Genomic DNA, 14,243 nt, shown 5'->3' on the forward strand with positions numbered 1-14,243 from the left:
AAAACCGGAGACAAATGCCTCCGGTCTTGTTGTTACTTACTGGCTAAAATGACTTGAAACGCGCGCTCATCAAGCTCATCCAGATAGGCATTCACCGTCGCCTCCCTTGTACCAGGGTAGTCTTCCTCATGAATGATCAAATATGCTGTGTCCTGGTAAACTTCCACCTCGGAGCTTTTCCACTCAAAGAACAGCACTCCGCCATCTTTACCAGGCTCTTTGGAATAGTTGACTGCTGCGACAGCCATGTTGACGGAACCATCCTTATCCTGTGCACAGGAGGCCATACCAAAGCGGCGCCCCTGATCTTTCTCTACAGAGCGATTGAAAAGATTAAGCGCCTTTTCATCCTGTTTGAGTGATCCCAGTGTGTCAGCGACAAGCGAGGGGATTCCAATCCCTCCAGCGACGCCCTTCACGACGCCACTAATAATATCGACCGCTACATTGGCCATGGTCAGACTTTGTGTCTTCTTTTCATACGCCTTGGACACTTGAACGATTTTGGTCCACTTCATCGCTGTCAGCACACTGATCAGAAACTGAAAGCGTTGTTCGATCTGGTGCTTGGCGGGGTACTTGTTAGTGGCCATGATTTCGGCAAACCGATAAGTATTTAGTGCGATTCGTTTGTTACGACGACTCATCCCGTCAAACATACCGATGACGTTCGGGCCGTCGACAACTGCTTGAACATTGTCGAGATTGATAATGCTCGACCCCGAACGTGCATAAAAACCTGCAACCCGCAATTTAGCCTCTGAGGCAGGATAACTTTTAACCAAATCATAAATAAACGCAGCGTGTTCCGACTCAGTTAGCATTTTTACTTCATTCACAATTCAACTTCCTGTTGTTAATAAGAGCCAATCCAGCTCGGAGACAACACTACCTCAACCCCAGATCACACCTCAACCCGGAACACATACAAATAATTACCAACAGAAAACAGCACACAAACAACCAAACTAAAGATCAACTCACTTGTTTGACCATACGTTAACCACGCGACAGTAAATCTATAAACTCCTTATCCCCCCACTCGGTTATTGCGTCCTGCAATTCCTCGCGATTTTGCTCAATGAGCCGCTGCCGAATGGTAAATCGTCGAACACGGATATCCAGCTGCGCCATCGAATGTCCCGCGCTCCAAAAGCCCGTCGACCAATCCAGTTTCAGTAGACGAACATGGCTCAAAAATATCCCCAGGGTGCCGTCCGGCTCGCGGTTGGCGGGCACTATTTCAAACTCACCGGAGGCTCTCACTCTGGCGGCGAACGTTCCTTGCAACACCTCATCGCTCTGCAACATGTTTAAGGCACTTTCAAGCGTTGCAAGCTTGCTGCGTGCAACCCTGCTGGCCATGACGTCCAGATATGCTCGCGTCACACTTCCGGAGAACTTCTTGTCAATCACCTCCACCAAGGGTTGATCAAGTCCCCAGCCGATAGACCACATGACCCCGGAGTAGTATTCGAACCACTCAGCCGCCTGTTTGACACTGTTGTATTTTTGGTCCGCCCGGGCTTTCGCATATCGAACGCTGTTTTTGACGAACTGCTTGTCCTGACTCGACAGCTGAGCGCTTAAGCCCAGCAAACTATTGTGCAAAACCGCAGCGCCATTTTGCTGCGTAATAGCCCGAGTAATTTCTTGTGATGAAAATTCCATTTTGATGCTCCTTTTTACATTCCATTGATTGATTTAACGCTGCGCGGAATTTTCTCCTGCGATTGAAAAAACGTTTCACAACTCCCCGCCTGTTAGCCGACAGCCCCCCGTACCGCCTGATAGACTCCCCTCGACTTCCCTGACCTGAGAGCGACCACCATGCTCCACGTGTTATTCAGCGTTTATCTGAAGATGCTGGTGCTCTACAGCCCGTTCTTCGTGTTGTCCTGCTTCATCAGCCTGACTCGCGGTTATTCACGCAAGGAACAGCGTCGGCTGGCATGGAAAGTGGCCACCGCCACGCTGGTGTCCAGCGTCTTGCTGTACTTGTTCGGACGGGTGATTTTCAGTGTCTTCGGCATTACCGTGGATGCGTTCCGCATCGGTGCCGGCAGCGTGCTGTTTATCTCGGCACTCGGCATGGCCCAAGGCAAGTCGGCGGTGCAGACCGACAATGTGCAGCAGGACGTGACGATCGTCCCGCTGACGATTCCATTGACGGTCGGCCCCGGCACCATCGGTGCCTTGTTGGTGATGGGCGTGAGCCAGCCGCACTGGGACGACAAACTCACGGCCATTCTCAGCATTGCCCTGGCCAGTTTCACGGTCGGCGTGGTGCTTTATTTGTCCAACCGCATCGAACGCATTCTCGGCGACCAGGGCTTGCAGATTGTCAGCCGATTGATGGGATTGTTCGTCTGCGCACTGGCGGCACAGATTATCTTCACGGGTGTGAAGGGTTATCTGGTGCCGTAATCTGGTAACGCTACGCCAAGGATGTTGCCGGTTCTGCGACCACCTCGACCTGAGAACTCGACATCAGCTCCGCTAACGTGGCGCTGCCGGCAACGCCTTTTAGCCTCAGTAGCTCGGTCACTATTTGCGAAACCGCACATGACCGATAGCCATTGAGCGAAAGGAACACGTCACCTCGCAACGCCACATCCGCGGAGTAAACACCGCGAAAAATCAGGCTATGCCCGCTGTCCACGCCGTTCATTACCAAGTGCTCATCGACCAGGCTGACCCATAACTGATCCATGATTGAGGGGTCCAGAATCAATTCCCCCGGAATCGAGGGTGGCCGATCAAGCGGATAACGACAATCGACGATGACCGATTCAAGTTTCAACCAGGCCGCTCGGGTCAGTCGGCTTGTCGTGGTTCCCTGACCCATTTTGAGCACCAGGATGCTGACATCATCGGCAATCAACGGCAGAAGGTCATGGGCCGTCTTCGGCCCCTCGACCACCAACACTTCGGCATTACGCTGGACATAGTCGAGTGGCCCGACCGTGCTTCTTTGCGGATAGGTGCGCAACAAACCGTCTTCGCGTTCATGCAGCATCACACTGGTTTGATCCCGGGTGCCCACCAGCGTGTAATGCGCATTAACGGCGGCCCTCGGAATTCGGATCAATCGTCCGCTGCGGACCACATACCATTGAAGGCTGTCGGGGTCTTTGACGGACAGGAAATCGGCGCAGCGATAGGTGTTCGCCAACGCTGCCAGCCCCTCACTCAATGGCCCTTCCAGTGCCGAAACCCAGCGGCTGCCCACGCCCGTAATCCGGACCGGTTCGTTGTGCTGTAAATCAACCTCCAGGCCATCAAGCGTTGTTGCCTTCAGGCCCGCCCCCTCCACTTTCACGTCGGTAAAGATCCAGGGCGCCCATTCCTGCATTGGAGCAGGCAATGCCTGCGCGCGCAAAAGCCGGGTTCCCTGGCCAAATGCAGCGTTCAAGTGTGTCGTTTCGATAAAGCGCTGGCTGAAAATCTTGCCCGTTGAAAGATCGAACAACCAAGCGGCCTGATTGTCCGGAACACTACTCAGCAACCGCACTTCTTTGCCGTGACCAAGGTCCGCGAGCAACAGCCGATCGTCCAGGTACCAGGCGCACACACCGGCGTCCCCCGTAAAGTTTTTCAACCCAATGAGGGCGAAACTCGACACCGGATACCGCGCCGACATCGCCGGCAGTTCGGACCACCACCGGGCTCGATCCTTGAACCAGGTTTCGCTCAAGCCACCCAAGCGCAGATAGCCGTCCGGCGTCATAGTGAAAAACAGGCCCGCGTCGGTCAGGGCGAGATGCCCCTGCTCAACGGCGACAACATTTTTCAGCCCTGTGGGGGCAATTTCTGTAGAAGACCATTGCACACGCCCCTCGACCATCGACCTTTGCTGGCGCACGAGGCTTTGAATACCCCTGTCGTAGGTTACGAACGCCTCGCCCTCGGCACCGTCGGGGGCAATCAGTAAAAGGCTATTCAAGGCCTTGATCGAGTCCTCCCAGCCCCGCACATGGTGACGCCGGGCAGGTGCACGGATGACCAGCCCGTCAACATCGCGGATCCAGACCAGATCACGGGATTTGTCTTCGCGCTGCCAACAGATCGAAACCAGCGCTCCGGGGCGCCAGTCCACGGTATCGACGGACTCTCCCGGCAATACATAATTGCCCAGTATCCGCTTCCAGTCCGTCAGCGTGTCAGCCTCTAAAACCGCCTGCAGTGCTGGATCCTGACCCAGGGTGATCGAGCCGAGTACCACCGTTTGCCGATGGATCAGGAAGGTCATTTCAACGTGTTTGCCATCCTTGCGAACGGACTGCTGAACGATCTGAATGCCGCCGTTGGCAACGGCCTCACAGCGGACAAGGGTCAAGCCATCCTTGACCAGCAAACGATAGCGCTGAATCAACGTGCCGGTGATCGCGTCGACCTGCCAGACATCAAAACTCTCAGGGTGATAGAAATAGGCCGAGCCCTCGACCACGGCGCCCAGCACCGCCTCGTCGGCCAGCAGGACATTCGGGTCACGAATATACAGAAAACGATCCTGCGCAGAGTCGTAATACGCAGCCACCGTTCTCGGTTCGTCCGGTTTTTCGAACGGCACCACGAAGTTGTGAACGAGGGTGTAAGGCATGGCCAGTCGATGTTCGCGGGTCAATGACTTGAAATGATCCAGCAGCGCTTGTTCGCCGAGCGCCGGATCGGCCTCTTCCTCGACCACCTCCAACTTCAGGGCAACAAGATCAACGCGCATGATTGTGTTGCCCGCCAGCTTGAGCAACACATCGTGAACGCCGCCGCCACTGAACTTCACACCCAGCGTATCCGAAACGAGCCTGCTCGCAGCGCCTATCCGGATGTCTGCCTCCGTCAACCAGGGAGCCTGCAGCAGCCAGCGCATGGCCGTGTGACCGGGCGCGTCGAGTACAAGGCTCACCCCGGGATTGAGCAGTACAGAACATCGGGCGCCGGCGCCTTCGATCCGGTAGGAAACCAGTCCGTGCCACGCTTTTGGCAGGGCTGGCACCACCAGCGAACGTTCGATGTTGTCGAGACGCACGTTGAACACCGTGGGCTTGTAGACCGGATTCAGCCGGCTGACCACGTACTCACCGGGAAACGAGTAAAACGAAAACAGAAACTGCCATTGTCCCTGTGCATTCTTTTTCTCCAGCCGACGGGCCGTATCGAAGCCGCCAGCATGTCGAAACGTGACAAACGGCAGCAACGTGTACTCATAGCCGTACCAGGTTTTGGGGGTGCCGGGCAAAACGATCGCCTGCCCGGGCTGCGGCGCGAAAGGCGCCGAGTCGGGCAACCCAAGGCCCACGCGGATGTCGGTGGCGCGGTCGTAATCCACTTCGAAATCGGGAACCCCGAAATGGTCCCGCAGCGGGAACAGTCTGGGGCTGTCGAAACGGACGCAGGATGCGTGCAAATCGAGCTCGGCAAATACCGGCAACGGGTGCGCAATCCAGGTATTCGAGGCCTTGTCCAGATGATAGCCACCCTCTCGATAAGCCTTTTCCAGCCCCTCAAAAAACCGGGCAACCTCCTTGGCTTCCTCGGCAATGGTGGCAAACCCTTCTGCCAGCGCGGCGACGCCCACCGCCAGCCCGCCCAGAATCACCCCGGCACCTCCCAGCACTGCCGCTACCGTACCCGCTCCGGCCAATGCCGCACCCAGCCCGGCGGCGCCCAACACGGCGCTCGCTGAGTCAAACGCCAGCTGCGTGCCGAATTGCGCCTTCTCAATGTCATTGGTGGCACGGCTTAACTGGTAAATATCAAACCCGACATTCACCATCCCCAACACGGTGCCGACGCCTTCATTGGCCACATGCCCCAATGCCTTTTGCACCAACGGCGCGCTGGTGCGGGCGATCAGTTTTTCATCGTCCAGTGCCTGACGCACAAGCGTCACAACGCCAACCACATCCACCACGTTGCCGTGGGCTAATTGGGCGTAATTGACATAGGCATGCAAACGAATGGCGGTGGTCAGTGCTTTGTCACCTCCGCTGGCCGCACCCTCGTGATGACGTAGCGCGTTCATCAAGGCTTGCACGGTGAAACCGGCATTGAGCGTATGAACGCTGCCCGCCTCCGTGGGGTCAGACACGCTGGCCGACTCGTGCGGCTGCGCCGCCAGCGTACGGAAGGTGTCCGATAGGTAGTTCTTGATTCTCAGGAATCGCGGATCATCGGTGGTGAGTCGCACTATGGTCTGCGCCGGATCAGCATCGACCAGACTGATTTTGTACTCGCCTGCAGGGGTGATCTCCAGCGTCTCGAACAACGCAACAGCGCCCGACGACAGCCCGTGCTGCGCCTGCAACTGTCGGGTCGCCTGGGCGATCTGACTACCCCACCAGTGGGCGTCCAGTTCCAGCAACGAACTGCCCAGCACCCCATTGCTGACCAGCGACTGCCCTCGCACGCTGGCCAGCCGCTGCCTTACCCGCGGCGCCTGTTCTGGCAGGCTGCCCGACTCGGAAAGATTCGACACCAAGACACCCGACGACAACACCTTTGCATTAAGGCGGCCAGCGTCCAGCTCAATCAAATCAAAGGCTGGACGACCGGGCTCCCCATAAGCGGCGTAAGGCCCGGCCATCTCTTGGTCGACGAAAAAATGGGTCAATGCTGCGCTGAGCGCCTGCGCGGTATTGAACTCGAAAACACCAAAGTTCGGATCGTAGAAATGATAAGTACTGCGCTCGCCCTGAATAGTCTTGGCCAGCAGCATCGAGTGGTTATCCGAGTTGAGCATCAACGTGCTGCTGCCGGTGTTTGCTTCAAGCGTCGCAATTGCCTCTGCCAGATCGGAGCGTGCTACTGGTCCGCCGAGGTCATGGACATCAAGGTCCCGAAGCTCTTCGATGACGCTCACGAATGCATTCGAATCGCGGGTACCGGGTTCAATGACCGCCAGGTAAAACCGCTCGCGAAGGATGTTGGCCGCTTCGCTCCCCTTGCTCATTGCCGCTGCCATGGCCAATGCCAACGGATAGCAACGCCCGGCGATCCGGTCACCGGCGCCCTGGAGCAACAAATCCTGGGGTACCAGTTTGAAGGTGCCTTGATCGAAGCTTTCCAGTACATCGGTCATGCGCTCGCTGATGCGATCACGGAATTCGAGCTTGGCGACCTGTTGAATCCGAGCGACCTGACGCCCCCATTGCAGCAAGGTCAGCGACTGCTCCAACGCCTGTTTCTTCAGCTCAATGCTGGTCTCGGACAACGCCACGGGCGGTGTCGCGGCACTGGCCAGACCGTCAACGAACGCCGGATTATTTTCTTTGAACAGCTCCCGTTCAATGGCCCCGTAACGGTGTGACACACCCAATTCAGACACGTTGTTAGCAAGGTTTTCCAGCCGCGAGCGGACAAGATCAAAGTTGCGTTGATCCATGGCCCGCGCGCCCAGCAACGAACCGATCAGCAACCGCTGCCGGGGGTCAAGCTGCTCAATCTGCAAGCTCCCTCGGCCAATTCGGTGAAGCAATTCATCCAGAGCCAACTCTGCGGGGGCCGGCTCACCGACCAACAACGGCGGCGGCGTGATCTCCTGCGCAAGGATGGCTTGACGCTCGTCAAAACTCAGCTGCGATGGTTTGTCGAAAGTTACCTCACCGCGGGTTCGCTGACTCATCGCACGCATAAACGGTTCGCCAAGCTGTTCCGCCAGGGATTGCAGCAGTTCAGTCGACAACACATGTCGACCTTCGATGACTGGCCAGCCATGGTCGAAAGGGAGCGTCTGACTCTTCAGTAACTGGTCCACTTTGCCCTTGTAACGCGCCTTGAATTGTCCGGTTTCCCACCGTTGTTTTTCGTTCTTCAACCACTCCTCGGTGTTGCTTTCATTTTCTTTCCAGGAGTGGTCCAACTCCTCTTCGGTGGCCCGGTTAACCGTTGCGGTGGGGTCAATCGCCACATCCGTTCGCCAGACGCCCGCTGCGCGAGGGGTGAAATGCCTGCTTGCGTAATCCCCGAGCGCATCACGCATCGCAGCGGGGCCGGTCAGATAGATCGTCTCTTCGCTTTGCGGGCGAATGCCGTCGCTGTAGTAAAACGTTGCTGCTTTTGCCAGAAAATACAGGGCGAGCTCGACGTCCTCCGGCAGGGTTTGCAATGTACCAAACCGTTTTTCGACGACCTCCAACGCAATACGACCTACCGCCTCAACATCGCTGGAGACCCGCTTCTCCATGGCCAAGCGGGCTGTGGCATCAACGACTTCATAGTTGAGTTTGAAGCGATTGATCACGGCGTTGACCATCGCCGACCCGGCATGAGCCATCAGAAACGCATTACTCAGGCTGCCCCCTTCGGCAACCGCTCGCAGTCCGTCCGGCCGCACGAGACGTTCTGCGGGCGCGCGAAAAACGCCGTTCAACGCCGGACGACTTTGCGCGAACCGTTCCAGCGCCGGGCGATGTTCTTCAGGGATGCGCTCAAAGTAGCTTGCGTACTTGCTTCTTGATGCCTCACGACCCGGCATCCATTGCGGGTTGTGATCCAGCAACAACTGCAATACGCCCAGGCACTCATCCTTTCTGAATTGACGAATGTCCACATCGCCGAGCATCTCCTGGAGAGGGGGCAGATTATCGACATCCGCATAACTTCCGCCTTCAGCCATCAAGGCCTCGATGCGCACCACATCGGAGGCTGCGGCAAAGTTGCCTCGCAGACTGATTTCCCTCTGATAAATGGCCTGCAAGTGCATCGGTGTTTCATTCGCTGCCATATTACGAAGCGCCACACCGCCCTCGGCCATGGCCGAGAGACTCTGGTTATTTTTTTCCCGCAAGGCATTCAAGTTCGCTTCATCCTGGCCATATCCACGAACCAGCAGATCGATTCGCGCATCATCCGCACTACCACCGCGCGCTACTGCTTTGTTGATATGTGCAAACATTTGTTGCTTTAAAACAATGGCCCGCTCCTCATACTTATCAACAAGATCATAATACGATTCGCTGGCATGACCGCCGTTCACCATCGCGTCGGCCTTCGCGGCCTCGACAATGATCCGGTTAGTCTCGTAGGCCAATAACGCATCGCTGTCGTACCAGAGTTTCACGGTATAACCCTGCCCAGCCAACACATTTAGCCAGACATTAATATAGTCACGCTGGATAATTCCCAACCCGCCGCCAAGCCAGACGAAGTGCAGATTTTTAGGCACTTCGGTTGCTGCGGTACTCAACTGTTCAACGCTGTTGGACAAGCGCGAGTGGAAGCCTTCAACCCTGTCGCGGATCTCTGTCAGCCACGGCGCTGCGCCGCCCCGCTGTGCAGTGGGCTGTTCCACGCCTGATCCGCGTCGACGTCGGCGCCTGGGCTCGACAAAAGACCCAAGGGCCTCGCGCAGCAACCCCAGCGGCGCAAGCATTCTCGGAAAGTCGAGCACTGGGAGACACGCAAAGTAATATCGAAATACCGCGTCGTATTCATCTGTGCCTTTATATTCCTGTAACGCCTGTTCAAGATCAGACAGTTTGAATAGATCGATAAAATCGACGTAGCCGTTTACATGACCAACGGGTTGCTCATCCATAAAGATACTTCCCTGTAAAAATAAAAGCGGTTTAGCCACCAGGACGGAGAACCCATCCCGTTATAAAACAACACTAACCGAACAAATTATTGGCCTCAAAGAACAAAACAAACAATTAATGACCAACCCAACATTCAGAAACTTCAGGCATTCAAAAACAACAGGCAACAGACCAGAAAAAGGACAATCATCAACAAAGTCGACGGCCCTCTTACACTTGAACAAAACATCGACTTACATCAAAACCTCGAACAGCCCGCCGCCATGACTTCCTGTTCATTAACGGCAGACCATTATAAAGGCGGCTTCAGAACGAGACCGCCGGCACTCACGAAGCGGGTTTGTCGCCGTACCAACGAGGCGTATACACCCACTGGCCACCTTCGGCACGCGGGAACACGCAGGTGGTGGAAGAACCGACCAGCACCATGGTGCGCATGTCGACCTGATCGGGGGTCAGATCACCCAGCGTGGTGACGCGCAACGTCTGGCCCGGACGACCAATGTCCCGACCCAACACCACCGGCGTTTCAGCGGTGCGGTGCTGCGCGACGATCTCCAGTGCCCGACCCAGTTGCCAAGGGCGCGAGCGCGAAATCGGATTGTAGAACGCCAGCGCCAGGTCGGCCTGAGACGCCAGGTCCAGGCGTTTCTCGATGATTGCCCAAGGCTTGAGGTTGTCTGACAGGGACATCACGCAGAAGTCGTGCCCCAATGGTGCGCCGGCCTGAGCAGCCGTTGCCAGGGAGGCGGAGACGCCGGGAAGAATCTCCAGATCGACGCTGTGCCAGCCCGGCTCGCTCGACGCGTGCAGCGCTTCGAGTACGGCGGCTGCCATGGCGAAGACGCCCGGATCCCCTGACGAAACCACCACCACCGACCGTCCTTGGGCCGCCAGTTCAAAGGCGTGGCGAGCGCGCTGCATTTCCTCGCGGTTGTCGGTGCAATGCAGCACTTGATCTTCGCGAAATGGCCCGGCCATGCGCACGTAGGTTTCATACCCCAGCACGTCATCGGCGCGCGCCAGTTCGGCCTTGACCGCCGGCACCATCAGTTCGGCAGCGCCAGGACCCAGGCCAATCACGGCCAGACGACCACGTGCACGCCCGATCTGTGCAAGCTCCAGCGGCTCGTTGGCCACCGCGATGGTGATGTCGGTATCCGCCGACACAACGGTAGCGTTCGGCACGGTGTGGCGGGCCAGTTCGCTGACGCCGCCGTTGACGGACGCAAACCGCAGCGGCACGCCCAGTTCAAGCGCCGCTTCGCGCAACGCAGGGCTAGCCATGTGCAGATCGCTGGCCAACAGGCACGCCAGCGATTGCACGGCGATGTTGGCCTCATGCAACGCCGCACGAATCGCGTTCGGCAGGTCCGCCACCTCGGCGCTCACCGCCACCAGCACGCTGCGCGGGTAGATCAGCAATTCGTTGGTCGCCGGTGTGCGTTCGGCACTGCCGACGTGGATCGACAACTGCGCCTCGGGATTTTCCGGTAATTGAGCCTGCGCCAGCCACGGCGCCGCGCCTTCGATGCGCACGCTCTGGCCGGCAAGCAAATCCGAGACAAAGCGTTTACCCAGCTCCAGATCACCGAGCGCATAACCGCTGGGTGGATTGAGCAGGCAAGTGCCAAAGCGCAATTCACCGCTGGTGGTAATCGCCGCAGCGACCTCCAGCCCCGCCGCTATTTCTCGCGCCATGACGTTCACGCCACCCAGCCCGCCGAGCAGGGGCACCACGGTGCTGCCGTCTTCGGCCACGGCCAGCACTGGCGGTTCGGCGCCCTTTTCCAGCAGCAACGGCGCCAGGGTTCGGATCACAATCCCGGCCGCGCACAAGGCAATGATCGGTGTGTCCTGCAGATAGAACTCGCGCACGGTCGCGCCGAACTCGTGATAAACACGGTCCGCGCCTTCAACCCGTGCGGCCAGGCCATGAATCAAGGCGCCGGGGAAGACCTGCTGGATCTTGCGTGCGGTCGCGAGGCTGCCGTTGCCCAGAATGACAATCGCCGGAACGGGACGGGCCATCAGCCTTGCCACCTTTCGCCGGGAACGATAATCAGCGAGAAGTACGGCGAGGACATCGGCTCGACCTGATCCAGCGGGACGATCTTCTGGTTGGCCATGGTCGCGCGCTCGACATACAACGCACGCCCCGCCAGGCCGAGTTCTTCGAGCACCTGACGGACTTTGGGGAAATTGCGCCCCAGCTTCATGATCACCGCCGCATCGGCATCGGCCAGCCGACGCTTGAGGTCGTCGTGAGGTAGCACGCCGGACAGCACCGACAGACTCTGATTGCGGTACACCAACGGCGCGCCCAGCACCGAAGCGCCGCCGAGCATTGAGCACACGCCCGGCACCACTTCGGCTTCATAGCGTTCCGCCAGACGATCGTGCAGGTACATGTAGGAGCCGTAGAAGAACGGATCACCCTCGCAGATCACCGCCACGTCACGGCCCGCGTCCAGATGCGCGGCGAGCTCTTCACCGGCCGCATCGTAGAAATCGCTGATCACTTGCTCGTACGACAGCGGTGCCGGCAGCGCTTCGGTGGTCACCGGGTACACCAGCGGCAGCAACGTTTGCGCATTCTGCAAATGGGCTTCGATGATGCCGAAGGCGTTGCCCTTTTTGCCTTTGGCGACGAAGTACGCCACCACCGGCGATTCGCGCAGCAGGCGCAGGGCTTTGACGGTAATCAGTTCCGGATCACCGGGGCCGACGCCCAGGCCGATCAAGCGTCCAGGTTGCTGCATCATTCGATCTCCGTGGCGAGGGCGTTGACGGCGGCGGCAGCCATGGCGCTACCGCCCAGTCGGCCTTGCATGATCACAAACGGTACACCGCGACTGTCGGCGGCGAGCGCGGCCTTGGATTCAGCGGCGCCGACGAAGCCCACCGGGAAGCCGAGGATCAGGGCCGGTTTCGGCGCACCGGCGTCGAGCATTTCCAGCAGGTAAAACAGCGCAGTCGGCGCATTGCCGATCACCACCACGCTGCCTGCCAGGTGCGGACGCCACAGCTCCAGCGCGGCGGCGGAGCGGGTGTTGCCCAATTCGCGGGCCAGGTCAGGAACGCTGTCGTCGCGCAGTGTGCAAATGACCTGGTTGTTCGCCGGCAAGCGCGTGCGTGTGACGCCTTCGCTGACCATCCGCGCGTCGCACAGGATCGGCGCACCGGCGGCCAGCGCTTCGCGCCCGGCCTTGCCCGCGCCTTCGGAAAACTGCAGGCCGTCGATGGCATCGACCATGCCGCAGGCGTGGATCACGCGTACCGCGAGCTTCTCCAGGTCGACCGGTATGCGGTCGAGGTTGGCCTCGGCGCGAATGATCGCGAACGAGTTGCGATAGATCTCCTGACCGTCGCGGATGTAATCAAGCATCTAGGGGGCTCCGTGAGCGGTCGTCGAGCAAGGCTGCGACCGCTTCAATAGTAAGATTGCGGGCGTGCAGCGCGCCGAAGCCGGGCTGTGCTGCATCGCGAAAATAAAGGTCGTAATGACCGGCGGATAACGCCAGCAAGGTAATCGGCGCGATGTGCGCAGCCGCACAGGAACGCGGGCAACCCGACAGGTGAACGTTCAGCGCCCGCCCTTGACGTTGCAGCAGCGCGGCCAGTTGCCGGGCATCGCCCTTGGTGTCGGCCTGGCCTTTGCCGCAACCGCTCGAGCCGGTGCAGGCGATCAGCTGAGCCAAGGCGTCGTCGGCCGAGCAGCGCAGGCCGAGTTGTTCGAGGGTGTGGATAACTTGCGCTGCGTTATCGAAAGGCACCCCCGGCAGCAAGAGGCTTTGCCACGGCGTGAAACGCAGGCTGGCATCGCCGTGTTCTCGTGCCAGTTGTGCGACACCGCGCAGCATCGCGGGATCGAGCCGCCCCAGCGGTGGCACTGCGCCGATGTACACACGCTCGACGTCACGCTGCGCATGAGCGCCGATGTGCAAAAAGTCAGGACCTGCGTTGCGTTGCCAACTTTCGATGGATTTCAGCGGCACTCGCTCGGCCAGTCGAGCGAGAAACTCGTCGAGTGAACAGTCAGCGAGCAGATGGCGCATGCGTGTCTGCTCGGGACGCGCCCCTTCCAGAAACAGCTCCAGCACCGCAACGACCAGCGCATGGCCCTGATCCAGCGCCACCGAACTGGCGGGCACGTCTGTCGGGCACCCGGCCAGACCAAAGGCCCAGCGTTGTTCGCCGTGACGATCAATCGCAGAAAGCCACAGGTCATGGGGATGTTCGAGCATCGCCAAGGCTTCGCCGCCATCCAGCTGCACGGCAAATTTGGCGCTGAGGTCGTGCAAGCGTGCATCGCTTTGCAGCGTGGCAAGAATCTGCCCGGCCAACGAACGCGTATCGATCAACAGGTGCCGGTCGATCCCGGCGCTCGGGCTGAGCATCAGGTTGCGCACGTCATCGCCAGCGGCGCTGCTCGGGCCCAGGCCGGCGGCCAGCAAGCTCTCGATCAACGCACCGTGTTCACTGCCGATCCCGCGTATTTGCAGGTTGGCACGGTTGGTCGCCTCGATCACGCCCCCGGCATAGCGTTCGGCAGCATTCGCCACCGCGTCGGCCTGATCGGCACTGATCGAACCGCCATTCAACTTGATCCGGCAGATGCCGCCATCCAGTGCCTGAACAATACGCAGCAACCCCGGGCAGGCCGAGGGGCGTAAGGCAGTGGACATCGGACGTTCGTTCAAG

The 14,243-nt window shown here is 58.7% G+C and carries 8 protein-coding genes; 1 reads left to right on the plus strand and 7 read right to left on the minus strand.

The window, feature by feature from the left end; translation table 11 throughout:
* Positions 1–32: 32 nt before the first annotated feature.
* The gene (locus NL116_RS28905) at positions 33–839 is read right to left on the minus strand and encodes a hypothetical protein (RefSeq protein ID WP_494375035.1); all 807 of its coding nucleotides are present in this window, start codon (positions 837–839) and stop codon (positions 33–35) included.
* Positions 840–999: 160 nt separating this feature from the next.
* A complete protein-coding gene (locus NL116_RS28910; protein ID WP_494375036.1) occupies positions 1,000–1,671 on the minus strand; it encodes a hypothetical protein in 672 nt (223 codons plus the stop codon).
* 159 nt (positions 1,672–1,830) lie between these two features.
* On the opposite strand from NL116_RS28910, the gene NL116_RS28915 reads away from it, so the two are divergent.
* Positions 1,831–2,427, plus strand: coding sequence for a MarC family protein (locus NL116_RS28915; RefSeq protein WP_007937197.1), 597 nt, complete (start codon positions 1,831–1,833; stop codon positions 2,425–2,427).
* Positions 2,428–2,437: 10 nt separating this feature from the next.
* Here the strand turns inward: NL116_RS28915 and NL116_RS28920 are convergent, their stop codons facing one another.
* The 5 genes from NL116_RS28920 to cobG form a co-directional block, all read right to left on the minus strand.
* Positions 2,438–9,538: a TcdA/TcdB pore-forming domain-containing protein gene (locus NL116_RS28920; RefSeq protein ID WP_494378151.1), complete on the minus strand. Its 7,101-nt coding sequence runs from the start codon at positions 9,536–9,538 to the stop codon at positions 2,438–2,440.
* A 328-nt stretch (positions 9,539–9,866) separates the two neighbouring features.
* Positions 9,867–11,570 (minus strand): precorrin-3B C(17)-methyltransferase, encoded by a 1,704-nt coding sequence (cobJ, locus tag NL116_RS28925; protein ID WP_494375037.1) that lies wholly within the window; start codon positions 11,568–11,570, stop codon positions 9,867–9,869.
* Positions 11,570–12,301, minus strand: coding sequence for a precorrin-2 C(20)-methyltransferase (locus NL116_RS28930; protein WP_494378152.1), 732 nt, complete (start codon positions 12,299–12,301; stop codon positions 11,570–11,572). The genes cobJ and NL116_RS28930 overlap by 1 nt, the downstream gene beginning before the upstream one ends.
* Complete coding sequence (locus NL116_RS28935; RefSeq protein WP_494375038.1) at positions 12,301–12,927, minus strand: precorrin-8X methylmutase; 627 nt, start codon at positions 12,925–12,927, stop codon at positions 12,301–12,303. The genes NL116_RS28930 and NL116_RS28935 overlap by 1 nt, the downstream gene beginning before the upstream one ends.
* Positions 12,920–14,227 carry a precorrin-3B synthase gene (cobG, locus tag NL116_RS28940; RefSeq protein WP_494375039.1) on the minus strand — a complete coding sequence of 436 codons (1,308 nt, stop codon included), beginning with the start codon at positions 14,225–14,227 and terminating at the stop codon, positions 12,920–12,922. The genes NL116_RS28935 and cobG overlap by 8 nt, the downstream gene beginning before the upstream one ends.
* Between the last annotated feature and the right edge of the window lie 16 nt (positions 14,228–14,243).

The organism is Pseudomonas sp. FBCC-B1667, assembly GCF_059133255.1.

Bases quoted from the DNA above. Each gene is read 5' to 3' on its own strand.
- cobJ (WP_494375037.1), bottom strand. From the start codon at position 11,570: ATGGCCCGTCCCGTTCCGGCGATTGTCATTCTGGGCAACGGCAGCCTC.
- NL116_RS28915 (WP_007937197.1), top strand. From the start codon at position 1,831: ATGCTCCACGTGTTATTCAGCGTTTATCTGAAGATGCTGGTGCTCTAC.
- NL116_RS28920 (WP_494378151.1), bottom strand. From the start codon at position 9,538: ATGGATGAGCAACCCGTTGGTCATGTAAACGGCTACGTCGATTTTATC.
- NL116_RS28930 (WP_494378152.1), bottom strand. From the start codon at position 12,301: ATGCAGCAACCTGGACGCTTGATCGGCCTGGGCGTCGGCCCCGGTGAT.
- NL116_RS28910 (WP_494375036.1), bottom strand. From the start codon at position 1,671: ATGGAATTTTCATCACAAGAAATTACTCGGGCTATTACGCAGCAAAAT.
- NL116_RS28935 (WP_494375038.1), bottom strand. From the start codon at position 12,927: ATGCTTGATTACATCCGCGACGGTCAGGAGATCTATCGCAACTCGTTC.
- cobG (WP_494375039.1), bottom strand. From the start codon at position 14,227: ATGTCCACTGCCTTACGCCCCTCGGCCTGCCCGGGGTTGCTGCGTATT.